This window comes from Bradyrhizobium sp. AUGA SZCCT0176 (genome assembly GCF_018130145.1).
Taxonomy (GTDB): Bacteria; Pseudomonadota; Alphaproteobacteria; order Rhizobiales; family Xanthobacteraceae; genus Bradyrhizobium.
Genome location: NZ_JAFCMB010000003.1, coordinates 250,352 through 276,055, shown reverse-complemented (window position 1 = coordinate 276,055; position 25,704 = coordinate 250,352). Strand labels below are relative to the sequence as shown.

The 25,704-nt window shown below is 58.2% G+C and carries 22 protein-coding genes and 1 pseudogene; 17 read left to right on the top strand and 6 right to left on the bottom strand.

Annotation, left to right across the window (positions count from 1 at the left end):
* Nucleotides 1–49: 49 nt before the first annotated feature.
* From JQ600_RS09545 to moaA, 3 genes are read right to left on the bottom strand one after another with little or no spacing between them, the layout of a single operon-like run.
* Nucleotides 50–1,378, bottom strand: a complete 1,329-nt coding sequence (locus JQ600_RS09545) for a hypothetical protein (RefSeq protein ID WP_212489828.1) — start codon at nt 1,376–1,378, stop codon at nt 50–52.
* A gap of 31 nt (nt 1,379–1,409) precedes the next feature.
* A complete protein-coding gene (locus JQ600_RS09540) occupies nt 1,410–1,715 on the bottom strand; it encodes a 4Fe-4S dicluster domain-containing protein (protein ID WP_212263007.1) in 306 nt (101 codons plus the stop codon).
* A gap of 28 nt (nt 1,716–1,743) precedes the next feature.
* Nucleotides 1,744–2,751, bottom strand: coding sequence for a GTP 3',8-cyclase MoaA (gene moaA / locus JQ600_RS09535; protein WP_212489827.1), 1,008 nt, complete (start codon nt 2,749–2,751; stop codon nt 1,744–1,746).
* A 237-nt stretch (nt 2,752–2,988) separates the two neighbouring features.
* Here moaA and JQ600_RS09530 point away from each other — a divergent pair, with 237 nt between their 5' ends.
* From JQ600_RS09530 to JQ600_RS09460, 15 genes are all read left to right on the top strand, one after another.
* A complete protein-coding gene (locus JQ600_RS09530; RefSeq protein ID WP_212489826.1) occupies nt 2,989–5,169 on the top strand; it encodes a molybdopterin-dependent oxidoreductase in 2,181 nt (726 codons plus the stop codon).
* 163 nt (nt 5,170–5,332) lie between these two features.
* Nucleotides 5,333–5,797 carry a carbon monoxide dehydrogenase subunit G gene (locus JQ600_RS09525; RefSeq protein WP_212489825.1) on the top strand — a complete coding sequence of 155 codons (465 nt, stop codon included), beginning with the start codon at nt 5,333–5,335 and terminating at the stop codon, nt 5,795–5,797.
* Nucleotides 5,798–6,173: 376 nt separating this feature from the next.
* Nucleotides 6,174–7,280 (top strand): enolase C-terminal domain-like protein, encoded by a 1,107-nt coding sequence (locus JQ600_RS09520; protein WP_212489824.1) that lies wholly within the window; start codon nt 6,174–6,176, stop codon nt 7,278–7,280.
* A 129-nt stretch (nt 7,281–7,409) separates the two neighbouring features.
* Nucleotides 7,410–8,294, top strand: coding sequence for an N-acyl homoserine lactonase family protein (locus JQ600_RS09515; protein ID WP_212489823.1), 885 nt, complete (start codon nt 7,410–7,412; stop codon nt 8,292–8,294).
* Between the two features lie 689 nt (nt 8,295–8,983).
* Nucleotides 8,984–10,231, top strand: a complete 1,248-nt coding sequence (locus JQ600_RS09510; RefSeq protein WP_212263001.1) for an acyl-CoA dehydrogenase family protein — start codon at nt 8,984–8,986, stop codon at nt 10,229–10,231.
* Between the two features lie 234 nt (nt 10,232–10,465).
* Nucleotides 10,466–11,221, top strand: a complete 756-nt coding sequence (locus JQ600_RS09505) for an ABC transporter ATP-binding protein (RefSeq protein ID WP_212489822.1) — start codon at nt 10,466–10,468, stop codon at nt 11,219–11,221.
* Nucleotides 11,214–11,966 carry an ABC transporter ATP-binding protein gene (locus tag JQ600_RS09500; protein ID WP_212262999.1) on the top strand — a complete coding sequence of 251 codons (753 nt, stop codon included), beginning with the start codon at nt 11,214–11,216 and terminating at the stop codon, nt 11,964–11,966. The genes JQ600_RS09505 and JQ600_RS09500 overlap by 8 nt, the downstream gene beginning before the upstream one ends.
* Before the next feature lie 34 nt (nt 11,967–12,000).
* Nucleotides 12,001–13,221, top strand: a complete 1,221-nt coding sequence (locus tag JQ600_RS09495) for an ABC transporter substrate-binding protein (protein ID WP_212262998.1) — start codon at nt 12,001–12,003, stop codon at nt 13,219–13,221.
* Nucleotides 13,222–13,297: 76 nt separating this feature from the next.
* Entirely contained in the window at nt 13,298–14,161 is an 864-nt protein-coding gene (locus JQ600_RS09490; protein WP_212489821.1) for a branched-chain amino acid ABC transporter permease, read from the top strand.
* 1 nt (nt 14,162) lies between these two features.
* A complete protein-coding gene (locus JQ600_RS09485) occupies nt 14,163–15,128 on the top strand; it encodes a branched-chain amino acid ABC transporter permease (RefSeq protein WP_212262996.1) in 966 nt (321 codons plus the stop codon).
* Nucleotides 15,129–15,231: 103 nt separating this feature from the next.
* Nucleotides 15,232–15,828 carry a superoxide dismutase gene (locus tag JQ600_RS09480; RefSeq protein ID WP_212489820.1) on the top strand — a complete coding sequence of 199 codons (597 nt, stop codon included), beginning with the start codon at nt 15,232–15,234 and terminating at the stop codon, nt 15,826–15,828.
* A gap of 108 nt (nt 15,829–15,936) precedes the next feature.
* On the top strand, nt 15,937–17,004 hold the full coding sequence (locus tag JQ600_RS09475; protein ID WP_212489819.1) for a nitronate monooxygenase family protein: 1,068 nt from the start codon (nt 15,937–15,939) through the stop codon (nt 17,002–17,004).
* 143 nt (nt 17,005–17,147) lie between these two features.
* Nucleotides 17,148–17,573 carry an organic hydroperoxide resistance protein gene (locus JQ600_RS09470; RefSeq protein ID WP_212489818.1) on the top strand — a complete coding sequence of 142 codons (426 nt, stop codon included), beginning with the start codon at nt 17,148–17,150 and terminating at the stop codon, nt 17,571–17,573.
* Between the two features lie 715 nt (nt 17,574–18,288).
* Nucleotides 18,289–18,708, top strand: coding sequence for a PAS domain S-box protein (locus JQ600_RS09465; protein WP_212489817.1), 420 nt, complete (start codon nt 18,289–18,291; stop codon nt 18,706–18,708).
* Between the two features lie 381 nt (nt 18,709–19,089).
* Nucleotides 19,090–20,772 (top strand): methyl-accepting chemotaxis protein, encoded by a 1,683-nt coding sequence (locus JQ600_RS09460; protein ID WP_212489816.1) that lies wholly within the window; start codon nt 19,090–19,092, stop codon nt 20,770–20,772.
* Nucleotides 20,773–20,974: 202 nt separating this feature from the next.
* Here the strand turns inward: JQ600_RS09460 and JQ600_RS09455 are convergent.
* Nucleotides 20,975–21,073 (bottom strand): annotated as a pseudogene (locus JQ600_RS09455) (carbon monoxide dehydrogenase); the annotation flags it as partial.
* A gap of 166 nt (nt 21,074–21,239) precedes the next feature.
* Here JQ600_RS09455 and JQ600_RS09450 point away from each other — a divergent pair.
* Nucleotides 21,240–22,325, top strand: a complete 1,086-nt coding sequence (locus JQ600_RS09450) for an MBL fold metallo-hydrolase (protein ID WP_249135777.1) — start codon at nt 21,240–21,242, stop codon at nt 22,323–22,325.
* A 322-nt stretch (nt 22,326–22,647) separates the two neighbouring features.
* Here the strand turns inward: JQ600_RS09450 and JQ600_RS09445 are convergent, their stop codons facing one another.
* Both JQ600_RS09445 and JQ600_RS09440 read right to left on the bottom strand, forming a co-directional pair.
* Nucleotides 22,648–23,037: a tautomerase family protein gene (locus tag JQ600_RS09445; protein ID WP_212262990.1), complete on the bottom strand. Its 390-nt coding sequence runs from the start codon at nt 23,035–23,037 to the stop codon at nt 22,648–22,650.
* A gap of 160 nt (nt 23,038–23,197) precedes the next feature.
* Entirely contained in the window at nt 23,198–24,697 is a 1,500-nt protein-coding gene (locus JQ600_RS09440) for a CoA-acylating methylmalonate-semialdehyde dehydrogenase (RefSeq protein ID WP_212489815.1), read from the bottom strand.
* A 95-nt stretch (nt 24,698–24,792) separates the two neighbouring features.
* On the opposite strand from JQ600_RS09440, the gene JQ600_RS09435 reads away from it, so the two are divergent.
* Nucleotides 24,793–25,677 (top strand): LysR family transcriptional regulator, encoded by an 885-nt coding sequence (locus JQ600_RS09435; protein WP_212489914.1) that lies wholly within the window; start codon nt 24,793–24,795, stop codon nt 25,675–25,677.
* Nucleotides 25,678–25,704 lie beyond the last annotated feature (27 nt).

Below are 25,704 nucleotides of genomic sequence, written 5' to 3'. Positions count from 1 at the left end.
GGACAGTCCAGCGTCTTTTCGTCCACCTGCTCCGAGCGCGTTGCATTTCTCAACGACCGGCAACTCGCAACATATCTTCGATTCTCGTAAATTTCTCCCGGGGCTTTCCGATAGCCTCGCCGCGGACCCGCTCTGCCGCGTCGATGTCGTGCCATTTGTCGAACGAGATCGCATTCGTGGCATGATCTACGATCTGTGACTTGAGGCCGTCGAAGCCGGGTTTGGGCCCGAGGTAAAAGGACGGGCTATCCTCGATCAATCGTTGAACCGTAGCAAGACTGTCGACCCGGTTCGTGCCAATGATTCCGGTGGGCCCTCGTTTGATCCAACCAGCCACGTAAACGGGGAGTGCGCTTTCCCCGTTGAACTGAACTCGTCCTTCTACGTGTGGAATGATTTTTGACTGATTGTCAAACGGCAGGCCTGGTAGAGGGGAGCCTTGGTATCCGATGCTCCGAATGACCAATCCAGCGGGAATTTCGACTTTTGGCGCTGTTGATGATGCACTCATCGAACAGCGCGTGCGCAAGAAACGCACTGCTTCCACTCGGTCCGATCCGCAAATTTCAACAGGCTTCATGTTGAAACCGATCAGGCAACGCCGGCCGGATCCGCGGCGGGTAGTCAACGTGGAGCGTAGGATCTCGATGTTTTTGGCGGGGGTCGATCCGCGGGTCAGGCCATCGTTGTGATGGTCGGCAAGATCAGTCGGGTCGACTGACACCGTGCAATTGTCTAGCTCAGTCAGTTCGCGAAGTTCCTTTGGACTGAACTTAGCCTGGGATGGATCACGACGTCCGATTAGATGAACCTCTCTAACGCGGCTTTGGGACAGTGCTTCCAAGGCATGCTGGGCGATGTCCGTGTGGCGGAGATCATCCACCGGCTTCAGCAGTATTCGACAGACGTCGATTGCCACGTTGCCGTGGCCGATGACTACGGCAGCTTCATGCGAAAAGTCGAAATGCAAGTCGCGAAAATCGGGATGGCCGTTGTACCAGCCGACGAATGCAGTGGCGCCATGAACCCCTGGTAGGTGTTCGGCCGGTATCCCGAGCTTGCGGTCGCTTGCCGCCCCAACGGCGATGATGGCGGAATGGTAGCATCGCAATAAGTCGGTTATCTCGATCTGTTTGCCGATTTCGACGTTGCCGAAAAACGAGAAGCGGGTATCTGCTGCGATGCTTTCGTACGTGGCGACTATCGATTTCAACTTCGGATGATCGGGAGCTACTCCGTGGCGGACGAGACCAAATGGCGTTGGGAGGCGTTCGAACATATCGACTTCGACGTCGATCCCCGCAGTAAGAAGCGCCTCGGTGGCATAAAAGCCGCTTGGACCACTGCCAACGATCGCCACGCGCATTGGATAGTTCATGATAGCGGTCCTTGTCCCGGTAGTGTGTCTTTCAATTCCCCAGGACTGCCCGCCTGGCCTCCGCACCTGGCAAAGGTGTCTGTTTAGAGCGGATCACGGGCGTCTCTGCCGCGCGCACTGCGTTGGTTTCAATCCAGCTCATTTGGCTATCTTCCAAGTCGTTGCTTTCGACGATAGCTCCGACCGGACAAGCTGGGATGCATGCGCCGCAATCAACGCAGGCCACCGGGTCGATATAGACGCGACGTTCGTCGCCGTGAAAGCATGCGACGGGACAAACTGTGACGCAGTCCGTGAAGCGGCATTCATCGCAATTTTGGGTTACGATATGGGGCACGGCGTTGGCCTTCTGTTCGAGGCGGTGCTCAGCCGCCAGTTACGGACATAATCCGCCCGATCTGATCGGGCTTTTCCAGGAACTCATGACGCTCCGGCTTGAGAGCCATCGCGTCTGCGAGTGCCGTTAGGAGCTGCGCATCTGACGCGCCGTCCCGCAAGAGCGGTGCGAATTCAAATTTCTCATTCTGTCCGAGACAGAGATACATCGTGCCATTGACGGCAAGACGCACGCGATTGCAGGTCGCACAGAAGTGCTCGGAGATAGGGGTTATAAATCCTATGCGAACTCTACCGTCCTTCGACGCAAGGTAGCGTGCGGGTCCGCCGCCCTCGATTCGCGATTCGACCAGTCCGTGCTTTTGTTTGAGCCGCTCGCGGACGGGCTGGAGATCGAGATGGCTCGCATTTCGTCCCGTCACGCCCATTGGCATGGCTTCGATAAGCCTCAGCACGAAGCCGTGCCCGGCGCAGAACTCTACCATGTCGTCGATCTCGCTGTCGTTTTGCCCCTTTAGCGCGACCATGTTGATCTTGATCGGATGGAAGCCGGCTTTCTTTGCTGCCAGCAATCCATCTAGAACCTGGCGAAAGACGTCACGCCCGTTCAGGGCTTCGTTCCGTTCGGCCTTCAAGGTGTCCAAGCTGACGTTGATTCGCGAGACGCCGGCATCCCGCAATTCTGCAGCCAATGCGGCGAGCCTGGTACCGTTTGTGCTCAGCGAGATGTCGGTAATCTCATCGATCTGAGCGAGGCGCCGGACCAAGGATGGTAAGTTCCGGCGTAGCAGCGGTTCGCCGCCGGTCAGACGGACGCGCCTCAGTCCGTTATGCGCCATCACCGAGACGAGTCGCGTAATCTCCTCGAAGGTAAGCCACGATGCGGGTTCGTTGAAGTTTCGGAAGCCCTTGGGGATGCAGTAGGTGCACCTCAGGTCGCACCGATCTGTCACAGAGATGCGTAAGTACTCGATCGATCGGCCGAAATTGTCGGTGAGGAGTGGCTGTGCATTCGGAGAGGACTTGGCCAACAACATTGTTTTTCCCGCTCGCCGTCTCCGCGTGGACCGGCGTCCTTTGGCACGATAATTCCGGCTCCGCCCGACAGCGTAAAGTACCGGTCCCCAATAAACTTCTGGAGCCAGCCGTACCGGCACCAAAGGAATTGCGGCGACCGGTACTCGGACATAGGCGGTTTCCGGTATTCACTCCAAACAGGAAGAACCGTCAGATACCATTGGCGTGTTCCGCAACCCATTTGATCAGGATTGGCCATGACTGAGCAGACCCGGGATAAGCAAGTTTTCTTTGGCGGGTGCCCCCACGATTGTCCGGATACATGCGCGATGATCTACACGGTCGAGGAGGGGCGGCTCTCGAACGTCCGAGGCAATCCCGCTCATCCGATCACCCGGGGCGGTCTTTGCGTAAAATTGAACGACTTTGCGGATCATCACTACAATGCGGATCGGGTGCTCTACCCGCTTAAGCGGAACGGGCCCAAAGGAAGCCGCTCGTTCATTCGGATCAGTTGGGAAGAGGCTCTTGCGGAGATCAAGCGGCAATGGAGCGGGATCATCGAGAGCGATGGGGCCGAAGCGATCATGCCTGTCAGCTATCTCGGCAATGAAGGACTCGTTCAGGGCCTTAATGTCGGAGATGCGTTCTTCAATCGCTTGGGAGCGACTGTTTGCGAGAGGACCTACTGCGCTTCCGGTTCCTTGACAGCCTGGTTTCTCACGGTGGGTCCGACGAACGGTCTCGATCCGGAAAGCTTTGCGCACTCAAAGTACATCATCATCTGGGGGTGCAATACGCTCAGTACCAACCTTCACCATTGGCCATTTGTCGTGGAAGCACGTCAAAAGGGCGCAAAGGTCGTGGTGATCGACCCCTACAAATCCCGAACGGCAAAGCAAGCCGACTGGCATATCGCTCCGAAGCCGGGAACGGACGGGGCGCTTGCGATGGCGATGATCCACACGATCATCAGCGAGGGGCTCGTCGACCAAGACTATGTCGACCGTTATGTGCTAGGGTATCCGGAATTAAAGGACCACGCCGTAGACTGTACCCCAGAGTGGGCAGAGAAGATCTGCGGCGTGCGCGCTGACGATATTCGCAAGCTGGCGCGGGAGTATGCCTCGAGCGCAAATGCGTCCATCCGCGTCGGTGTTGCGCTCGAACGTTCGGCCGGTGGAACGCAGGCCATTCGCGCGATCATCGCCATTCCGGCGCTTACCGGAGCCTGGCGTCAGGTCGCTGGCGGCATCTACCACGCTCCACTCTGGGAGTTTCCGGTCAATTTCGGAGAAATTTGCCGGCCGGATTGGATCAAGCCCGGAACCCGCGTCGTCAACATACTGAAGCTCGGCGAGGCGCTCACGGGTGAGGCAGCCCTGGATCCCCCGCTCAAATCCATCATGGTGTACAATACCAACCCTGTTACTCAAGCTATGGATGTCGACAAGATCGTCGCCGGTTTGCAGCGTACGGACCTCTTTACGGTCGTCGCGGATCATTTCGTCAGCGACACGGCCGCCTATGCCGACATCGTCTTGCCGGCAACGATGGCGGGAGAGCATGACGACCTCATGTTTTCATGGGGGCACTACTATCTGACTTTGAATCAGAAGGCGATCGAGGCGCCGGGAGAAGCGTGCTCCAATGCCGAGATCTTCCGCCGCTTGGCGGCGACGATGGGCTTTGACGACCCGCAATTCCGGTTCTCGGACAAAGAACTTGTCGAGAGGACGATAAACTGGGCCGCTCCGGAGGTAGATGGAATAACGCTCGATGTGCTTCGTGAGAAGGGCTTTGCGAAGCTGAATTTGGGTGCGGCAGATACTAGGACGCCACACGCGGAAGGCAACTTCAAGACGCCTTCTGGTAAGTGCGAAATCCTTCTGGTGGGAGCGACTGATTTCGTCGCGCCGCCTTTCCGGCAACTGTATGAAGCAATGCAGGGCGAAACGCCGATTGAGCCTTTGCCCGGGTTCACCCGACCTTACGAGAGCCCCGATTACGAACCCGAACTCGCAAAGCTGTATCCGCTCAATATCGTGGCACCGAAAAGTCACGCCTTTCTGAACGCCAACTATGGAAATGAAGCCAAGAAGCAGATCCTCCAAGGTGATCAGTTTCTGCTGATCAATCCGGCCGATGCTGGCGAACGCATGATTATGCAGGGTGAGCAGGTTCGGGTTTATAACAGGACGGGCAGCTTCTTGGGGGTAGCCAAGATTACGGACGATGTGCCGCTCGGAGTTGTTGTCACAACGGTCGGATATTGGCGCTCGCTGAATGAAACGGGCACTGTCAACAGCGTTTCGGCCGCCCGGTTCGGCGGCATGGGACGCTGTCCAACATTCTCGGACAACTTGGTGCAAGTCGAGAGGCTGGTCGTCGAGAACACCGGGTCGTCGAAAAGTCATAGACTAGTCGCCGCGGAATAGAGGGCACGTGGATTTCGACGCGTGGAAGGTGTGAGCCTTCCGGCACGTCATTGTTGCCCGTTCATTCCTGAAATTCCCTGGAAGAAAGCTGCTGGGTCTGCATCACGGCAGGCCCGCGCGTTGCCAGACGGCCCGACGGCCGCTTTATTGGAGCTTACGTTTTATGTCGATGACGATGGCCGGAGAGATCCAACTTGCCGCGACCCGGGAAACTGTGTGGGAAAAACTCAATGATCCGGATGTTCTGAAAGCGTGCATTCCCGGCTGCGAAGAACTGGTGAGGTCTGCGGACAATCAATTTAGTGCCGTTGCAAAGATGAAGGTCGGCCCCGTCTCAGCGAGATTCAAGGGGCGAGTCACTCTGAGTGATCTCGTTCCCCCGAGTAGCTACCGGATTTCGGGCGAAGGTGAGGGTGGGATCGCAGGATTCGCCAAGGGCGTGGCCACGGTCGCGCTGGTGACGAACGAGGAGGGTACATTGCTATCCTATGGTGTGGAGGCGCAGATAGGTGGGAAGCTCGCGCAGTTGGGCCAGCGTTTGATCAGCGGGTCGGCAAAGAAGATCGCGGACGAGTTCTTTTCGCGCTTTGCAGATGTGGTCAAAGGGTCCAACCCGGTAACTCTTTAGCGTAGTCACGTTCCGTCGTTTCTCGTGGGCTGGCGTCGCCGCTGCTTCCGTCTTGTTGTCCTTTTTCAGCTGAGCGAACAAACTCGTTCTTGGTCCGTTCGGTCGGGAGCCCTGAAAAAAATGCAGCGTTCTCTTTTACCGATGGCGGATTGACACTCGCAATGGCTCACTGAACTTCAGGACGGGTAATCAGGCCGGCATGCTGTTTCTTGACGGGCATTCTTCCGCTGGAAGGAAGAGTGCCTCTCGACGAGTGGGTGTTCTGCCGGTCTTGAAATCACATTAAATGAGACAGTCTACTTGGTTCCGCACGGATGCACTGGCATGCGCTCGGGAAGATGGCCTTGGGACGCTCCACTGGCCTGCGAGAAGTGTAATGACAAATGTTCAACGCGCGGGTGGCCTTCAAATACGCTCGGTGACGACAAGAGGGGTGCTGGTCCCCCTGGCTTTTACGCTTGGTACAAGCGCAGCAGTCGTCCGCGCGGTGCCAATGCTGTTGGTTGACCTCATCACTGATCTCGGCGCCACCGGGCGGGCATACGCGTTTTGTTACCGGCCCTCGGGCGCGCGTGCGATTGCCGGCATTCTCGATGATGCGGTCGAAGTGTTGAAGAATCGCAACTTGACTCCGATGGACGCCACGCAGGTCCTCTCGCGGCAATTCGCGCTGTTGGGAGTAACTGGCACGGTCCGTATGGCTCTTGCTTTGCTCGACATGGCGATGTGGGACGCTATGGCGCAAAGTCAGGGGCTACCGCTTGCTTCGCTGCTCGGTGGACGGCCGCGACCGCTTCCGGCCTATGACAGCCGCGGGTTGGGCTTGATGGAGCCAGACCAGTTGGCCAAGGAGGTGGACGCGCTGCTCACCAGCGGACTGAAGGCGGTAAAGCTCAGGCTCGGATACGAAACGCTGGGGCAGGATATTGCCGCGTTGAAAGCAGTGCGCGAGCGCGTTTCAAGCGATGTTGAAATCATGGTCGACTACAATCAAGCCTTAAGTTGCGCCGAGGCGATATCGAGGGGACGGGAGCTCGAAAAGGAGCAGATATACTGGTTGGAGGAGCCGATTGCCCATGATGATTACGAAGCTAGTGCAGCGATCGCCAGGGAATTGCGGGTACCTATTCAGATCGGCGAAAACTTCAACGGTCCGGAAGGCCTGCTTCGCGCCACGACTGCTCGCGCCAGCGATTACATTATGCCCGACGTGGCCCGCATCGGAGGCGTAACTGGCTGGATGCAGGCCGCCGGCATCGCCGCAGCTCACGGAATCGAGATGTCGTCCCATTTGATGCCTGAAGTGAGTGCGCAGCTTCTTTGCGCTACCCCGACAGCCCATTGGCTCGAGTACGTGGATTGGGCCGACGCGTTCCTGCAAACGCCCCTGAAGGTCATTGGCGGCAAGGTGATCACCTTGGAACAACCCGGCAGCGGAATAATCTGGGACGAAGCGAAGGTCAAACGACTTGCGACGATTTGAAACCGAGAATCCGTCGATGATAGGACAGACAACGCGAATGCCGAAGGAAACCGCCGGTTGCGCTGCGGTCCCGGACTTCTCTTGAGATGTGAGATATCTGCAGTGTTTCCAACTATGGACATTTAGACCATGACGCGCGCACTGAAGTTTGTTTTCGCCTGCGGGCTTTCGCTTTTGGCCTGCGCCACGACTGTGGCCTCTGGCGAGTTGCCGGACCCGAATAGCGCAGGGTTCGTCGAGAAGCTGTACAGATTGGATTGCGGTCGTTCGCTCGCCAACGATGAATCGGTGTGGACTCCGGGAGAAAACCAGGGACGAAGCATCGAATTCTCATCGACGTGCTGGCTGGCGAAGCGGGGGAAGGACTGGCTGATCTGGGACACCGGCGTCCCGGAAGCTACCTTTAAAGATCCAAAGGGCTGGTCGACCCTTCCTAAGTTGATTGTCTACCACCTGGACAAGACCTTGACGGATCAGCTTGCCGAGATCGGTCTCAAGCCAGCGGACGTCACCCATGTCGCGATCTCCCATACTCATGGAGACCACATAGGCAATGTCGGCCTGTTTCCCGACGCTCGGGTCTTGATCCAGCGCGCAGAGCACGAGTGGATCTATGGAGACAACGCACCGAACGAGAATGTGAAACAGTTGATGGCGCTTGCCCGCAAACTCATGGGAAATCCTCGGCACATCCAATTGGTCGATGGAGACTTTGACGTATTCGGCGACGGAAGCGTCACGCTGGTATCGACGCCCGGACATACGCCTGGCAGCCAATCAATGCTCGTTCGCCTCAAACAATCCGGCTTTATCATCCTGTCGGGCGATGTCGTTCATTTGGAAGAGAACTTCGCTAAGAATAGGGTTCCTTCACTCAATACCGACAAAGAAGCGTCCATCGCATCCATGGAGAGGATCAGGCAGATGATCAAACGGTATCAAGCGAAATTTTTCATCAACCATGACAAAAGCGAAAGTAGCGGCCTCAAGTTGTTGCCTGCCTTCTACGACTGACCTATTTGAGGCGCCAAACATCGTAAGCGTTCGATCAGCTTCTTCGACATGTAACTTGCGGTTGTGTCATTCAATTCTTGTGGGAGAGGACCATTGGACTCCATGAGGCTCGAAAATTCGTCAGTGTTCCGTTGCCTCGTCTCCGTCGGATGGGCGAGGTCGATCCGGGAAACGGTGCATTCAGGTCGCTTTGTTTGTATGGGGTGATCCAATTTGGTTCACGGCCTCTGACGCGTCAGCATCTTTAGCCGTTGAGATTGGCGTACCGATCGCTTGCCTGCAGTAAAGCTGGCTCACAAAATTCTGGAATCGGCGTTCCGCTGCAAGCGTGGCATCAACTTTCGTAAAGCAACCCGAGTCGAAAACAAAATCGCTTGCAATTAATAGACGACCGGTCTAATTTAAAGTTAACGAGTGTCTAAGCGTGTTTTTTGCGCTGAGGATCTACACGCGGGGACAAGCTCGCGAGATGCACAGGGACTGGAAACGAGAGGAGCTTTGAGCCGCTTTGATTGCGGCGACCTACATCGAAAATACTTGTGACATGCAGATGTGTCTGCGCGAGCGCAGATGCGGCGTTGACGTAGATCGTCAATTGGCCGCCAAAAGATTCGAGGGCGCCGCGCGAGACGCGTGTCGACCTCGTGAAGGTCTAAGTCCGAATGTTTCTTTTGTGAAAGGGCGATCCGATGGCAATTGATTTCACGCTAAGCAAGCCCCAACAAGAGTTGCAGGCGGGGGCTCGGGCGTTCGCCGCAGGAACTCTCGGTAAGGTTGCATCAGTTATTTCGCCGCTCTCCCGTCCGGAACAGCGCTTCTATGCGACGCGGCCTTTCTACCAGGCGATGGCCGACGCCGGCTTCATCAAGGCAATTCTTCCCACGGAATTCGGCGGCACGGCTTTAAGTGTAGTTGACCTGGCGCTGGCAACCGAGGAATTGGCGGCCGTCGACATTAACGTGCCTACCGCGCTGGTGGCCACGGGCCTCGGCCTGGAGCCGTTGATGCGCTTCGGGACGCTGACGCAAAAGAAGCGCTTTCTGCCGGACTTTATCGAAGATGGATCGCGCTTGGCTGCATTCGCGTTCACCGAGGTAGCTGGCGGAGCCAATTTTGATTGCCCAGACCCGGCGGCCGGCGTACAGACCTTTGCGCGCCGAGAAGGAGATGAGTGGGTCATCAACGGTCGCAAACACTACACTACCAATGGATCCGGGTGGGACGGCAACGGCGCGCATTTGTTCAGCGTTGTCTGCAGGACCGATCCGTCGCGTTCCCCTCAAGACGCTCTGGCGGTTATCGTGGTGCCCGGGAATGCGGCGGGCATAAGGGTGGACGGACTTCTGGATACGGTAGGGCATCGCGCGGCGAACTCGCCTCGCATCATTTTCGAGAATGTGCGGGTGCCGGTTGACAACATCATAGGAAAACCTGGCGATGGCATCGGCATCGTAGAGACGACGTTCTCGTGGTCGGCTGCGCTTATTGGTGCGGCTTGCGTTGGCGTGATGAGATCGGCCTTCGATACCGCCCTGCAGTTTGCTAAGACCGACAAGCGCTTGGGGACGAGTCCCGTGATCGAGCACCAGAGCGTCGGTTACATGCTGGCGGACATCAAGATGCGCATCGAGGCTGCGCGATATCTGACCTGGAAGGCGTGCCATCAACTCGATGTCACCGATGGACGCAGCCAAGAGCTTGCCGTCATGGCGAAGGTTCATTGCTCTGAGCTATGCGTGCAAGTGGTCTACGACGCGATGCGCGTGGTCGGCGTCAACAGTTACACCGACATGTTTCCGCTCGCCGGTCTGATGCAGGACGCGCTTTGCTTTCCTCTTTATGACGGAGGCAACATGGGGGTGCGGCGACGTCAGCTGCACGCGATGTTGCGCTCCAGCACCTATGACGCGATGGCTTCAGCGGAAGGCCGTGGCTAACCAAAATTTGTGGCGGGCGCTGAGAGCCTGCCGTAGCGAACGGCGCTATCGAGTGGGTGGGGGGCTGGATCGAAAATGCATGAGGGGGTCCGTCGTCGAACCGGGAAGAGACGTGAAGCCGTCCCGATCGGCCATCGGTTCTGGGAGCAGCCCGTCGCTGCCCTACCAAAGGCGTTCGCGACCAGACACAAAGCCGCTTACGAAGTGCGACACTCACTGATCGAGGAAATTAGTTTGGCTGATGAGTTCATTCTCGAAACCCACGGATTGACCAAAGAGTTCGCGGGGTTCTTTGCCGTACGCGATGTCGGTCTGAAAGTCCGCCGTGGCAGCATTCATGCGTTGATCGGTCCAAACGGGGCCGGGAAGACGACGTGCTTCAATCTCTTGACCAAGTTCCTGAAGCCCTCGGCGGGCCAGATCCTTTATAAGGGACAGGACATCACGGCGATGGCGCCGGCCGATGTCGCGCGCCTGGGCCTGGTTCGCTCATTCCAGATTTCTGCGGTGTTTCCGCATTTGACCGCGCTGGAGAATGTCAGGGTGGCGCTGCAGCGCCAGCACGGGCACTCTTTCGACTTCTGGCGCTCCAAATCCGTGCTCGACCGCTTCAATGGCCGCGCCCACGAACTGCTCAACGATGTGGGCCTGAGCGAGTTTGCCAACATACCGGCGGTCGAAATGCCCTATGGGCGCAAACGCGCGCTCGAAATCGCGACCACGCTGGCGCTCGATCCGGAGATGATGCTGCTCGATGAGCCGATGGCCGGCATGGGACATGAGGACATCGACAAGATCGCAGCGCTGATCAAGCGAATTTCCGCGAAATATACCATCCTGATGGTCGAACATAATCTGAGCGTGGTGGCCAACCTCTCCGACATCATCACGGTGCTGACGCGCGGCCAGGTGCTGGCGGAAGGCAATTATACCGACCTGTCCAAGGATGAACGCGTCAAGGAAGCTTATTTGGGGGCTGGTCATGCCTGATCTGAAAATGGCCGAAGCCGCAAAGTCCGCGCTGGCAACCGCCGGCGCCAATGTGTTGACGGTCGAGAATCTGCAGGCCTGGTACGGCGAGTCCCACATCCTTCACGGCATCGATTTCAAGGTGAACGCAGGCGAGGTGGTGACGTTGCTCGGACGCAACGGCGCCGGCAAGACCACCACGCTGAAATCGGTAATGGGGATTATCGGCAAGCGTACCGGTTCGATCCGCTTCGACAATCAGGACATCACGCGGGCGTCGTCGGACAAGATTGCGCGCATGGGCGTTGCGTTGTGCCCCGAAGAACGCGGCATTTTCGCCAGCCTCGACGTTCGCGAAAACCTGTTGTTGCCGCCGATCGTGCGCAGCGGCGGGCTGACGCTGGATCAGATCTTCGACCTGTTTCCTAACCTCAAGGAACGGCTCAACAGCCAGGGCACCAAATTGTCGGGGGGCGAGCAGCAGATGCTGGCGATCGCCCGGATCCTGCGTACCGGTGCGCGGTTTTTGATGCTGGATGAACCGACCGAAGGCCTTGCCCCCGTTATCATCCAGCAAATCGGCCACACCATCGCGCGGCTCAAGAAGGAGGGCTTCACCATCCTTCTGGTCGAACAGAATTTCCGGTTCGCGGCCACGGTGGCGGACCGTTACTACATCGTCGAGCACGGCAAGATCATCGACGGATTCGCGAACTCGGAACTGGAAGCGAATATGGACAAGCTGCACACCTATCTCGGCGTCTGAGCAGAGTTTCAAACAAGGATTTGAAGGAGACAACATGAAAAATGCTATTTCGGCACTTCTGCTTGGCACCGCGTTGGCGTTTGCCGCTGGCAGCGTCGCCTTTGCGCAGGACAAGAACATCAAGATCGGCGTGCTGACCGATAACTCGGGGCTGTACTCCGATTTGAGCGGAGCGGGCTCTACCTTGGCTGCCCAGATGGCCGTCGAGGATTCCGGTATGGCGGCCAAGGGCTGGAAGATCGACGTGATCTCCGCCGATCATCAGAACAAGCCCGACATCGCTGTCAACATTGCGCGGCAATGGGTCGATGTTGAAAAGGTAGACATCTTCATGGACGTGGTGAGTTCCGGCGTCGCGCTCGCGGTCAACAATCTCGTGAAAGAGAAAAATTCCGTGATGATCAATGCCGGCGCGGCGACGTCAGATCTCACAAATGCGCAATGCTCGCCGAATACGATTCATTGGGTTTACGATACCTACATGCTCGCCAACAGCACCGGTCAGGCGCTGGTGAAGGCCGGTGGCGACACCTGGTACTTCCTAACCGCTGACTACGCGTTCGGCACGGCACTGGAGCGTGACACCACCGCAGTCGTTGTGAAGGCAGGCGCCAAAGTGATCGGTACCGTCAAGCATCCGATAAATTCGCCGGACTTGTCCTCATTTTTGCTGCAGGCGCAGGCTTCCAAGGCCAAGATCATCGGCATGGCCAATGCCGGCGGCGACACCACCAATACCATCAAGCAGGCATCGGAATTCGGCATTGTCGCGGGCGGGCAGAAGCTTGCGGGCCTTCTGCTGTTCATCACCGATGTTCACTCGCTCGGCTTGAAGGTGGCGCAAGGCCTGAGTTTCACCGAAACGTTCTACTGGGATCTGAACGACGGAACCCGCGCATTTGCAAAACGCTTTTCGGTGCGCATGAAGAGCAAGGCGCAGCCGTCGATGGTGCAGGCCGGTGTCTATTCGGGACTCCTCCACTATTTCAAGGCGCTGGAACAGCTCGGTGGCAATCCGCATGACGGCGCCAAGGTCGTTGCCAAGATGAAGGAAATGCCGACTGACGATCCGCTGTTCGGCCAGGGCTCCATTCGCGCGGACGGCCGCAAGATTCATCCGGCCTATCTGTTCGAAGTCAAGACGCCGGCCGAGTCCAAGGGACCGTGGGACTATTACAAGCTGATTGGAACGACCCCCGGCGACCAGGCTTTCAGGCCGCTTTCGGAAAGTGCCTGTCCGCTAGTAAAGAAGTAACGATGATAACCCACCGGCCTTGTGCCGGCGGGTTCTCCCTGGCGTCACAATTGGATTGAGTGCGAAAGATTGATCGATGCAAGCTCTCTACGCGCAGCTCCTAGTGGGGCTCATCAACGGCTCGTTCTATGCGCTGCTCAGCCTTGGGCTCGCCGTCATCTTCGGGATGCTCAATATCATCAATTTCGCGCATGGCGCACTCTACATGATGGGCGCCTTCTGCGCCTATTTCCTGCTGAATCTCGCGGGCATCGGATACTGGCCGGCGCTGATCTTGGCGCCGATCGTGGTGGGCATCTTCGGCATGATCCTGGAGCGGACCATGCTGCAATGGCTTTCCGGGCTCGATCATCTCTATGGGCTATTGTTGACGTTCGGAATCGCGCTGATCGTGCAGGGCCTCTTCCAGAATTATTTCGGATCGTCCGGCCTGCCTTACGCGATCCCCGACGAGTTGAAAGGCGGCATCAATCTCGGCTTCATGTTCCTGCCGATCTACCGCGGCTGGGTGGTGGTGTTCTCGCTCGTGGTTTGCATTGCCACCTGGTACCTGATCGAAAAGACTCGGCTTGGCGCCAATCTGCGCGCCGCGACTGAAAACCCGACGCTGGTGCGCGCGTTTGGCATCAACGTCCCTCGAATGATCACGCTAACCTACGGGCTTGGCGTCGGCCTTGCCGCACTGGCCGGCGTGTTGTCGGCGCCGATCAATCAGGTGAGGCCGCTGATGGGCGCCGACCTGATCATCGTCGTGTTCGCGGTGGTGGTGATCGGCGGCATGGGTTCCATCATGGGATCGATCATCACGGGCTTTGCGCTCGGCGTGATCGAGGGCCTGACTAAATACGTTTATCCCGAGGCTTCCAACACCGTAGTATTCGTTCTGATGGTTCTGGTGTTGCTGGTGAAGCCGACCGGATTGACGGGAAGGGCGGCTTGATATGACAGCGATAACCGATTCATTGCCGGCACCACCGCGCGCGATCCGCGACGAGATGATCGTATTCGCGGTGATGGCGACAGCGCTGATGATCGTGCCGTTGACCGGCATCTATCCGTTCTTTGTCATGCAGGCGCTGTGCTTCGCGCTTTTGGCATGCGCGTTCAATCTGCTGATCGGTTATGGCGGCCTGCTGTCGTTCGGCCACGCGATGTTTCTGGGCACCGCGGGCTACTTCACGGCGCATGGGCTGAAAGTCTGGGGACTGTCGCCGGAGCTTGGCATTCTGATGGGCACCGCCGGCGCTGCGGGGCTTGGTGTCATTACCGGCGCCGTTGCCATTCGCCGGCAAGGTATCTATTTCGCGATGATTACTCTCGCCTTGTCACAACTGCTATATTTCGTTTACCTGCAGACACCGTTCACGCATGGCGAAGACGGCATCCAAGGCATTCCGCCAGGGTACCTGTTCGGCATCTTCGATCTCGCGAAGCCGACAGTACTCTATTACGTCGTCCTGGTCGGGTTCCTCGGTGGCTTTCTGCTGATCTATCGCACCATCAACTCGCCGTTCGGCGAGGTGCTGAAATCGATCCGCGAGAACGAGCCGCGTGCGATCTCGCTCGGCTACAAGACCGACCAGTACAAGCTCCTCGCCTACATCCTGTCCGGCACGCTGGCGGGATTTGCCGGCTCACTGAAAGTATTCGTCGCACAAAACGCCTCGCTCACCGACGTGCATTGGACGATGTCAGGCGAGATCGTGCTGATGACGCTGGTTGGCGGTCTCGGCACCGTATTCGGACCTGTGGTCGGTGCATTCGTCATCATCGCCATGCAGCAGTATCTGGCCGGCTTCGGGCAGTGGGTGACGGTGATTCAGGGTGTGATCTTTGTGCTTTGCGTGCTCACTTTCCGCCGCGGCGTAATCGGAGAGATTGCGCATTACTTACGCCGGTCGCTGTGATCGAGCGCTCCCTGGCATTGCATGCGAGCGATCGCGCGGCGGCAGAGTAGTTTAGTTTCCTCGAACCTTCACCATGTCTCCCATCATTTAAGGATATCACCTCATGACCTTCGCGCTGCCCAATCTGCCCTATGCCCACGACGCCCTGGCCCCCTATATGTCCAAGGAAACGCTGGAATTCCACCACGACAAGCATCACCAAGCTTACGTGACCAACGGAAACAATGCGATCAAGGGCACCGAATTCGAGGGCAAGTCCCTCGAGGAGATCGTCAAGGCTTCGTTCGGCAAGAATCCGGCCGTGTTCAACAACGCCGGCCAGCACTACAACCATCTGCACTTCTGGAACTGGATGAAGCCGAATGGCGGCGGCAGCAAGCTGCCCGGCCGTCTGGAAAAGAAGATCACCGAGGATCTCGGTGGGCTCGACAAGTTCAAGACCGACTTCGCCGCCGCCGGCGTCGGCCAGTTCGGTTCCGGCTGGTGCTGGTTGTCGGTCAAGAACGGCAAGCTCGAAATCTCCAAGACCGCGAACGGCGAAAGCCCGCTGGTCCATGGCGCAACGCCGATCCTCGGCTGCGACGTCTGGGAACACTCCTATTACATCGACTATCGCAACCGCCGTCCGGACTATCTGAAGACGTTCGTCGATAGCCTGGTGAACTGGGATTATGTCGACGAGCTGTTCTCGAAGGCTTGATGCTCTGTTTATCATTCCGGGGCGATGCAAAGCATCGACCCCGGAATTTCAAGATTCCTTCGGACTCGCAGTCGAGCCTGTCCATGCCAAGGGAAAAGGAGAAGGTTCATGTGGTCCAGAAATGCATTCACTGACAGGCTCAATCTCAAGTGGCCGATCCTTCAGGCGCCGATGGGCTGGCTCAGCACACCCACACTTGCCGCCGCCGTCAGTAACGCTGGTGGTCTAGGGGGTCTGGGCATGTGGGGTTATTCAGCCGAGGAGGCAGAGCGGCGGATCGCTGGCTTCCAACAGATGAGCGGCGGCGGTCTCAACGCGAACTATCCACTCTGGCCGGAGCCCAAGATTACCCCCGATATCAGCGAGCCGATGCGGGCACGTCTGCAAGGGCACTTCGACGCCAAGGGCCTGGGAGCGGTACCCGAGCCAAGCGGTGCGGCTGGTGAGGTAAGCCGCGAACACCTGTCGATGCTGGTGCGGACCAAGCCAAAAATGGTAAGTTTCCATTTTGGTCTGCCTCATCGGGAGATCATTAGTGCCCTAAAGGATGCCGGGATCTTCATCATTTCCAGCGCGACGACCGTGGCCGAGGCGAGGCTGCTTGAGGAGCGGGGTGTCGACGCTATCATCGCGCAGGGTACCGAGGCCGGCGGACATCGTGCCACTTTCACCGGTGTCGACATTAGCTTGCAACCGGGCCTGTTCGCGCTCTTGCCACAAGTGGTAGATGCCGTGAAAGTTCCCGTCATTGCCGCAGGGGGCGTGGCGGATGGGCGAACGGTGGCTGCGGCCTTTGTCCTTGGCGCAAGCGCTGTACAGGTAGGCACGGCGTTCCTGCGCTGCGCAGAGGCCAACGTCCTCGATGCTCACCGCGCGGCCCTGCGCGAGCCCACTGACGCCTGCACGGTCGTCACAGACGTGATTACCGGCCGACCAGCGCGCTATGTGAAGAACGAACTCATTGAGGACCTCTTGGCTTCCGGCCTACGGCCGGTAGCGTTTCCCGCGCAGCTCAGCCTCACCGCGCCGCTTGAAAAGACGGGAGACAGAGAACTTACCGCACTCTTTGCCGGACAATCCGCAGCGCTTGCTACTAGAGACACGACTGCTGGCGCGTTCGTCGACTCTCTTGCGGAAGCGACGTCAGAGTGCCTGCGCGCCTTCGCTCGTGCTTAGCCCTCTACTCACTTCGATTACCATAACCACTCGCCATCGCGCTCATGTCGATGTTGCTCTGGGTCAGCCAACCGTAGTGCCTTTACATGCTCCTCGGGACCGCATACTCGAACGACTTATCTTTCCCAGAAAGGAAATGCCAAATGTCCGTGAACGTTAGATATCGCACCTCGGCGCGCGCCACCGGCGGCCGCGATGGTCACTCCGCTACCCTCGACGGCGCCCTCGACGTCAAACTCAGCAAGCCGAAGGAACTTGGCGGCGGCGGTGGAAGCGGCGTCAATCCTGAGCAGCTCTTCGCCGCCGGCTATGCCGCTTGCTTCATCGGGGCAATGCAGTTCGTCGCTTCGCAGGGCGGACCTAAGGTTCCCGCAGACACGGCTGTTACTGCGACCGTCGGCATCGGACCGCGTTCCGAAGGCGGCTTTGGCCTTGAGATCGCGTTGGAAGTTTTCGTACCAGGTCTCGACCGCGCCGAAGCCGAGGCCCTCGTCGCCAAAGCGCACGAGGTCTGCCCGTACTCGAACGCTACCCGCAACAACATCGACGTGGAGGTCAGTGTCGTCTGAGCACTGCCTCTCGCCTTAGCACGGTTTGTTCCGGTCACGTGCTTGTTCGAACGACTGGGTGAGCGTCGTCGACTGCCAGGTGACGACCGGCTGGAGCTGACGCGACCTCGGTTGGTGGTTCTCCGAGAGGAGTTGCACGCGCGTCAATGCCACCAAGCCGTCGACACAAGCGTTCGGCGGCAGATTGATATAGCCGCAGGAGTTTTCAATGACCTTCGCTTCTTCACAATAGCTCCTCGAACTTCTCGATATCGAGTGGCCGATCATTCGGACCCCATGGCTGGTACGTCGACGCCGGCCATGGCCCAGGTGACGCTGTTCGCGTCGCACGGCAAAGATCCGGCTTACCTTGGCTGGTTGCTGTTGATGGATTACAGCTCGTGCCTGGATGTCCAGCCCAGATCGAAGATATCGTATGGCTTCGCCTCTACAACGACGCTGGCCTCAGCTGCTCGAAGATTGCTAGGGTTGACTCGCTCGTTGGTGGTTAAGAAATTAGTCCTCTAGCGCAGACCTATTCCGCTGCATGACCTGATAGTGGCGCACAGGCCTACTTTTGACCTTCCGCTCGCATGGTTTCTAACCATCTTTATAACTTGCCTGTTTCTCCGACGAGGTTTTGCGTCAACATGGTGGACGCGTGCGACTGGACTAAGTCAACGAAATCGAAGGGGTGGCCGTTAGGGGGCCTTGTTCCGAACCGAAAGGCGTATCCATGGAGGGTAAATCCAGGCTGGCTGAGAGAATTCTCGATCAGGTTGCTGACGCTGTTGTCTATACAGACTGTTCGGGAGCGATCATCCGGTGGAATCGCGCTTCTGCAACATTATTTGGTTACTCACCAGAGGAAGCCCTTGGTCAAAGCCTCGATCTGATTATTCCGGAGCATTTGCGAGCATCGCACTGGGGCGGCTTCAACGCCGCGGTAACAAGGGGCGCATTAAAGCTTCAGGGTCGACCCACGCTGACCCGGGCGGCGCACAAAAGCGGACGAAAACTGTACGTCGAGCTCACCTTTGCTATCGTCAAAAGCGATAACGAAAAAGTGCTGGGCTCTGTCGCAATGGCGCGGGACGTAACGGAGCGCGTAGAGCGTGAGCGCGCAGGGCGTGATCAGCCCCCTGTCCCCTTGTAAGTTCGCACGGCATCAAGAAAAAGATTCAGATAGGTTGTCGGATCGTAGGTGTCGTAGCGCACGGTGGTTCCAACGAGAACCTCGTCCGATCCTATGAGTACGCTCGTCTGGTAGCACGGCGTCCGGCGTCTCATCGTATTTGAAGATGACGATCATCTGAACAAGTAATGACACATCGTACGTTAATTCGTGTACAATCGAAAGATGCGTGCGTTGCGCTTCTTCGCGCGCTCCTTTTCTCAAATCGTGATTCTGTCAGTGACGCTGCAAAACATGCGTAGCGTAAGCTTCCAAGCGCGCATTAAAGGCAATCTTTATCAATACGCGATAATTGCTATCCGAGCCGGATCAGTCGGCGCTCCATGATCTGAAAGGTTCGCGATGCTCGGTAAATTCAGAATCTCGTCGAAGCTCATGTTGATGGTTGGCCTCTCGATAGTAGGCATCATTTCAGTAGCCGGCGTGGGTCTTTCGGCGTTGAAGAGTAGCCTGCTTGAGGATCGGAAAGACAAACTCCAGCAACTTGTCCTCTTGGCAAGGCAGGCACTTGAACTGGACTATGAGGCGTCTCGAAAGGCGGGACTGTCCGACGCGCAAGTCAAGGAACGTTGCAATCAACTGCTGCAGTCGTTGCGCTTCGGCAAGGATGACTATTTTTATGCGCTCGACATGAACGCTGTTCTGGTCGCGCATCCAAATCCCAAGTTCCAGAACAAGAATATGATGGATGCCGCGGATGCCAACGGCGTCCTATTCGCTCGACTCCAGGTCGAATTGGTCAAGTCCGTGGGAGCTGGATTCGTTACATTTAGCTTTCCCCGGGTTGGAAATGGCGAACCTTTGCCCAAGATCGCCTACGCGATTGGGTTCAAGCCTTACGAGTGGGCTATCGCCGGCGGCATTTATGTAGATGATATCGATGCGATATTCATGTCGCAGGTGAAGCAGATCGGCTTGCTAATTCTGGTCGCGCTCGCGGTCGTAGTTGCTATGTCAGTACTTCTCAGTCGCAGTATCGAGAGGCCAATTGCCGGTCTCACCGCGGCGACGCGCAAGCTCGCAGGCGGCGATACTGCGTCCCCGATTCCGGCACTTGATCGCACGGATGAAGTCGGAGCGATGGCGAAGTCGGTCCAAGTGTTCAAGGACGCGATGATCGAATCCGGCCGCCTGCGCCAGGAGCAGAACGGCATGAAGGTAAAGGTGGAGGCGGAAAAGAGAGAGCTGGTGGCTAAGCTGGCCGATGATTTCGAGCAAGGGGTTAGAGCTTCGCTTGAAGCGTTGTCGCAGTCGGCCGCCGCGATGCGGGCTACATCCCAAGGCATGTCGGACACTGCGAAGGCAGCGAGCTACCGATCCAACGTGGTTGCCGCCGCAGCCGAGGAGGCGAGCGCAAGCGTTCAGTCGGTGGCATCGGCAACGGAAGAGTTATCGGCTTCAATTTCGGAGATCGGTAATCAGGTGACCCGGTCGACAAAAGTCGCAGGCGACGCCGTCGACGAAGCGCGGCGTACCAATCTCACAGTCCAGGGGCTTGTCGCCGCGACCGCGAAAATTGGCGACGTGGTCCAACTGATCAGCGAGATAGCCAGCCAAACGAACCTGTTGGCGCTCAATGCAACAATCGAAGCTGCGCGCGCCGGCGAGGCCGGGAAGGGGTTCGCGGTGGTAGCGAGCGAGGTCAAGTCGTTGGCCAGCCAGACAGCAAAAGCGACGGACGAAATCTCCATCCAGGTCGCAGGCATGCAGGGTGCGATGCGGGATGCGGAGCAAGCAATCGAGGCCGTTAGCGGCACGATATCCTCCATGAACGAGATCGCGATCGCGATTGCTTCCGCTGTGGAAGAACAAGGCGTGGCGACCCGCGAGATTGCCCGCAGCATCCAGCAGGTCGCGCAAGGCACCGAACAGGTCTCGCACAATATCGTCGGAGTTAACGAAGCCGCTGGTCAGACTGGGGCGGCAGCGGGCCATGTTCTTTCGGCAGCCGGCGACCTCAGCCATCAATCGGCCGTGTTGAGAGCAGATGTTGATCGCTTCCTCGAAGGCGTTCGCGCGGCATAAGGAGCCATTGTCTCATATGTTGAGAACCGCCCGGCACGTCCGAGTAGTGGAGCGCTGCTGCGGATGCCGACGCGAAGACGCCAGAGCATCGGCCGCCGCGTCGTAGGCCACGGGATGGCGCAACGGGAGCGGACTTCCTGCCGCTTCGCCATGGTCGACCAGACGGTTCCTGCGCGCAGGTATTGGCGCTCTGCGCCGGGCGTCACGGGGCGGAAACGACCGCGCCAAATTTCGTGAAGAATTCGTCGGCGAGTTTCTTCGCCGTCGAATCGATCAGCCGCCCGCCGAGTTGCGCCAACCTCGCGCTCGTTCGCCGACACTTATTATGCCGATATTCGAATGGGTGTGTACCGGCCAGCGGCAATTCACGCGAGCTCTTAAGGTAGGTAGTGACGTCGGTCCAGCGTCAAGCGACGGTGGCCGACGCACGCGGTGCGATCGAGGCAAATGGTACGAGGATTTACCTCATGAACAACAAGCAGAAACCCGACAGCGGCCAAACCTTTCCAAGGATGACCACAGTCGCGCTCGCCGTCAGTCTTCTTTTCTCGGTGGGGACATCGGAGCGCGTCGAAGCGCAAACCGAGGCTCTCCCGGGCCATGCTGGGGCGCCCTACCAACAAATGCCGACGATAGCCCCGCCCGGCGTGCGCGTAGATCGCTACCTGCCCTTGCCGGAGGATGCCCTCGCGCCGCCCGTGGATGCCGCAAAGGGCTATCGTATCCAGAACCTTGGCCGAGGCCTCTACATGGTGACGGACAACGCCTATCAGTCGATGTTCATGGTCTGCGAGACGGGCGTAGTCGTGGTCGATGCGCCGCCTGCGTATGCGGCCCATCTCAAAAAGGCTATCGCTGAAGTCACTGACAAACCGATCACCCACATCGTCTATAGCCACTCCCACGCCGATCATATCGGCGGCGCCGGTGGTCTTGGCGGCCATCCGGTCATCATCGCGCAGGAGGAAACAAAGCGCTTGTTGCTCCGGGACAACGACCCCAATCGCCCCATTCCAACGCTGACGTTCAAGGATCAATACACGCTCAAAGTTGGCGGCCAAGTCCTGGAGCTCAGTTACCACGGCGTCGCCCACGAACCCGGCAACATCTTCATCTATGCACCGGCCCAAAAAACTCTAATGGTGGTCGACGTGGTCTTTCCCGGATGGATGCCCTGGAGGCGTTTCGCGCTCGCTAAGGACGTTCCCGGATACTTCCAGCAGGTGGCTGACATCGACAAAGTACCCTTCGAGACTTTGGTCGGCGGGCACGTGAGCCGGGTTGGAACCCACGCGGATGTTCGCCTGCAGCTTGAGTTCATGAACGATATCAAGGCTGCGGCCGCGACGGCATTGAAGACGACGCCGTTCGGTGCAGAGATGAACCCGGCTGACAAAGGCAACCCCTGGGCGGGTTTCGACAACTACATCGATCGGGTGGCAGGGCAGTGCGTGCGCAGCCTCACGCCCAAGTGGCAGTCGCGGCTCGCGGGGTACGACGTCTATATTTGGGACCAGTGCTTCGCGATGGAGCAAAGCCTCCGCATCGACTGAGACCTGTGGACCAGGCGCGCCGCCGGGGCGGTTCGTGAGACCTATCGATCGCCAATCACCGCGGAAAACGGCCGGTAGGAGATTGACGCCGGCCGGAGTTCACGGATCGGTCGTATGTCGTCGGGGCGGTTCTGCCGGCCCGACGACACGTCCCGCGCGCCTGCGCTGAGTCCTAGGCCTATAAATTCTGCGTCTCGGTCCAAAGTGCATCCGTGACGGGTTGGAGGCCCAGAGAGGTTTTCGGCCGGCCGTCGCCGAGTTCTGACGGGCTCTTGTGGAGCCGTATATTTCTTTCCCCAAGGCAAGCGTTGGGGTTTGACAGCTAGAGTTCTCCGGTCAGGAACTGAGCGCGTCCGAGCCCAAATGACCAATCCTCATCGGTGTTCGTTACGAAAGTGACGACAACGTCGCTTGGTGCAATACCGCATGCATCGGCAAGTCTCTCCACCAGCGATCTATAGAACGCTTGCTTCATTGCTCGACTGCGAGGACGGGTCGTGACCTGAAGTACCATCCTGTTCGGAGTTCGCTCGATGCCGAGACCCGTATCCTCGACGACCATTCTGGAAGGTAAATGTTCTCTGACGATCTGATACCGGTCGCGCTCGGGCACATTGAAGGCGTTGACCATCACCTCATGGGTGACGTCCAATATCCTTTTGATCTGGTTTTCCGAACGGCCCTGAATTAGATCGAAGCACAAAAGTGGCATCGTCATTCTCCGCGTGACCCAAAGGATGTCGCCTGTTCTGTTCGCCAGGCGAAGGCGAGGCCGAGGCCGTAAGTCGATTTGTCGAAGTACCGACGAGTTTATCGCTACTTTTGGCGGCCAGCGCCCGCTGCGTAGGTGCGCAGCGGGCGCGTCGTTGCGATCAAGACATGGTAGGCATTACGAATTCGGCGCCAGCTCGAATGCCGGTTGGCCAGCGACTCGTGATCGTTTTCAACCTGGTATAGAAGCGAACGCCTTCCGGGCCGTGCATGTAGTGGTCGCCAAAGATCGACGCTTTCCATCCACCGAACGAATGGAATGCCATCGGCACGGGGATCGGAACGTTGATTCCGACCATACCGATCTTGATTTGGTGCGCGAATTCCCGAGCCGCGTCGCCATCGCGCGTGAAGATCGATGTACCGTTGCCGAATTCGTGCTCGTTGATCATCCGTGCGGCGGTGTCGTAGTCGGGAGCACGGGCGACAGACAGGACGGGCCCAAAAATCTCTTCCTTGTAGATCTTCATGTTCGGAGTGACATGGTCAAACAGCGACCCGCCGATGAAATAGCCGTCCTGGTAGCCCTGCATTTTGAAGCCACGACCGTCGACGAGCAATTTTGCACCCTCCGCGACACCTGCGTCGATGTAGCCACGGACCTTGTCCAGATGCTGCTTCGTGACGAGCGGGCCCATTTCCGCTTCCGAATCCGTGCCAGGTCCGATTTTGAGGCTCCGAATTTTCGGCTCCAACGCGGAGATCAACCTGTTCGCCGTCGTTTCCCCCACCGGGACCGCGACGGAGATCGCCATGCAACGTTCGCCGGCGGAACCAAAAGCGGCGCCCATCAAAGCGTCGACTGCCTGGTCCATGTCGGCATCGGGCATGATGATCATGTGGTTCTTGGCACCGCCCAGCGCCTGACAGCGCTTTCCTGTCGTCGCGGCCGTCTCGTAGATGTACCGTGCGATTGGTGTGGATCCCACGAAACTGATCGCCGAGATGTCGGGATGATGTAGCAGCGCGTCGACGGTTTCCTTGTCGCCATGGACCACCCCGAATACGCCATCAGGAAGGCCCGCTTCCTTTAGCCACTCCGCGACGATCAGTGACGCCGAGGGATCTCGTTCCGAGGGTTTCAGGATAAACGCGTTTCCACAAGCAAGCGCGACAGGAAACATCCACATCGGCACCATCGCAGGGAAATTGAAGGGGGTAATGCCGGCGACCACGCCGAGAGGCTGACGCATGGAATAGCTATCGACGCGAGTTCCGACGTTCTCGGTAAGCTCGCCCTTCAATAGCTGCGGGGCAGCGGTCGCGAATTCCACGACTTCCATACCACGCTGAATTTCACCGACGGCGTCCGAATGGACCTTTCCGTGTTCGGCGACGATGACTTCCGCGAGTTCGTCGATACGTTCCTCGAGAATCCTGAGGAACCGGTTGAGTATCCTGGCTCGCCGCAAGGGGGTCGTCGCCGCCCAGCCCGGCGCCGCCTTTGTTGCCGCAGCGACAGCATCCGCGACATCCGCGGCGTTCGCGATCGGCACTAACCCCGTCTGCTCGCCGGTCGCGGGATTGAAGACGGACGACGTCCGCCCGTTGCGACCAGGCTCCTGCTTGCCATTGATGTAATGCTTGACTTGCGTGACCACGACTATCTCCTTGTTTGCACAAGTCTGGTATGAAATGTTAAAGTCTGCACATCAACGAGAACTATCGCGGATTTGTTGTGCAGAAATTGAAGTCGATGGATTGGGATCGTATCCGCATATTCCTGGAGGTCGCCCGCACCGGTCAGATTCTCGGTGCCGCTCGGCGTCTGGGCGTGAACCATGCGACCGTGGCGCGGCAACTCACCGCCCTCGAGCAGGAATTGAAAACCCAGTTGGTCGAACGGCGTACGACGGGCTGCGTCCTGACAAGCGCAGGCGAAGCCCTCGTTGCCGCAGCGGAGCGGGCGGAATCGGAGTTCCTCCAGGTCGGCGCTCACCTTGGCAGATCGTCGGAGGCAATCTCAGGCACTGTTCGCGTCGGCGCTCCCGACGGACTGGGGAACTACTTTCTCGCCAGCCAGCTCGGTGCGCTTGCCGCGCGGCATCCCGACTTGCTCATTCAGCTTGTTCCCCTGCCGCGGACATTCTCGCTGTCGAGGCGGGAAGCCGACATTGCGATTACGTTGGACCGTCCGAAGCAGGGCCGGCTTATTGTCAAAAAGCTTACCGACTACACCCTCAGCGTCTATGGCGCAGAAAGTTATCTGAAGCGCTTGGGACCAATCAGGAAACAGGCCGATCTCGCCGGCCATCTCTTCGTCACGCATGTCGAGGATTACGTCTATAGCCGAGCGCTCGACTACGCGTCCGCGCTCGGAAAATTCATGAGCAGACACTACGAGTGCGGGAGCGTGGTGGCACAGATGGAGGCGGTGAGGGCTGGCCACGGCGTGGGAATACTACACGACTACGCCGCACGGCGATTCCCGGAGCTCAAGCGGTTGCTGCCAGAGATTCGCTTCGTGCGAAACTACTGGCTGGTTTCGCATCCCGACACCCATCATACGCGCAGAGTGTCGGAGGTGCATGCGCACATCGTCGCGACCGTGCGCTCCGCCCGTCGTGAATTCGCGAACTGACGCAGTTTTGCGTAGCCCATCGCGTCT

Bases quoted from the DNA above. Each gene is read 5' to 3' on its own strand.
- JQ600_RS09545 (WP_212489828.1), bottom strand. From the start codon at position 1,378: ATGAACTATCCAATGCGCGTGGCGATCGTTGGCAGTGGTCCAAGCGGC.
- moaA (WP_212489827.1), bottom strand. From the start codon at position 2,751: ATGTTGTTGGCCAAGTCCTCTCCGAATGCACAGCCACTCCTCACCGAC.
- JQ600_RS09530 (WP_212489826.1), top strand. From the start codon at position 2,989: ATGACTGAGCAGACCCGGGATAAGCAAGTTTTCTTTGGCGGGTGCCCC.
- JQ600_RS09525 (WP_212489825.1), top strand. From the start codon at position 5,333: ATGTCGATGACGATGGCCGGAGAGATCCAACTTGCCGCGACCCGGGAA.
- JQ600_RS09520 (WP_212489824.1), top strand. From the start codon at position 6,174: ATGACAAATGTTCAACGCGCGGGTGGCCTTCAAATACGCTCGGTGACG.
- JQ600_RS09515 (WP_212489823.1), top strand. From the start codon at position 7,410: ATGACGCGCGCACTGAAGTTTGTTTTCGCCTGCGGGCTTTCGCTTTTG.
- JQ600_RS09510 (WP_212263001.1), top strand. From the start codon at position 8,984: ATGGCAATTGATTTCACGCTAAGCAAGCCCCAACAAGAGTTGCAGGCG.
- JQ600_RS09500 (WP_212262999.1), top strand. From the start codon at position 11,214: ATGCCTGATCTGAAAATGGCCGAAGCCGCAAAGTCCGCGCTGGCAACC.
- JQ600_RS09495 (WP_212262998.1), top strand. From the start codon at position 12,001: ATGAAAAATGCTATTTCGGCACTTCTGCTTGGCACCGCGTTGGCGTTT.
- JQ600_RS09490 (WP_212489821.1), top strand. From the start codon at position 13,298: ATGCAAGCTCTCTACGCGCAGCTCCTAGTGGGGCTCATCAACGGCTCG.
- JQ600_RS09485 (WP_212262996.1), top strand. From the start codon at position 14,163: ATGACAGCGATAACCGATTCATTGCCGGCACCACCGCGCGCGATCCGC.
- JQ600_RS09480 (WP_212489820.1), top strand. From the start codon at position 15,232: ATGACCTTCGCGCTGCCCAATCTGCCCTATGCCCACGACGCCCTGGCC.
- JQ600_RS09475 (WP_212489819.1), top strand. From the start codon at position 15,937: ATGTGGTCCAGAAATGCATTCACTGACAGGCTCAATCTCAAGTGGCCG.
- JQ600_RS09470 (WP_212489818.1), top strand. From the start codon at position 17,148: ATGTCCGTGAACGTTAGATATCGCACCTCGGCGCGCGCCACCGGCGGC.
- JQ600_RS09465 (WP_212489817.1), top strand. From the start codon at position 18,289: ATGGAGGGTAAATCCAGGCTGGCTGAGAGAATTCTCGATCAGGTTGCT.
- JQ600_RS09460 (WP_212489816.1), top strand. From the start codon at position 19,090: ATGCTCGGTAAATTCAGAATCTCGTCGAAGCTCATGTTGATGGTTGGC.
- JQ600_RS09450 (WP_249135777.1), top strand. From the start codon at position 21,240: ATGAACAACAAGCAGAAACCCGACAGCGGCCAAACCTTTCCAAGGATG.
- JQ600_RS09445 (WP_212262990.1), bottom strand. From the start codon at position 23,037: ATGCCACTTTTGTGCTTCGATCTAATTCAGGGCCGTTCGGAAAACCAG.
- JQ600_RS09435 (WP_212489914.1), top strand. From the start codon at position 24,793: ATGGATTGGGATCGTATCCGCATATTCCTGGAGGTCGCCCGCACCGGT.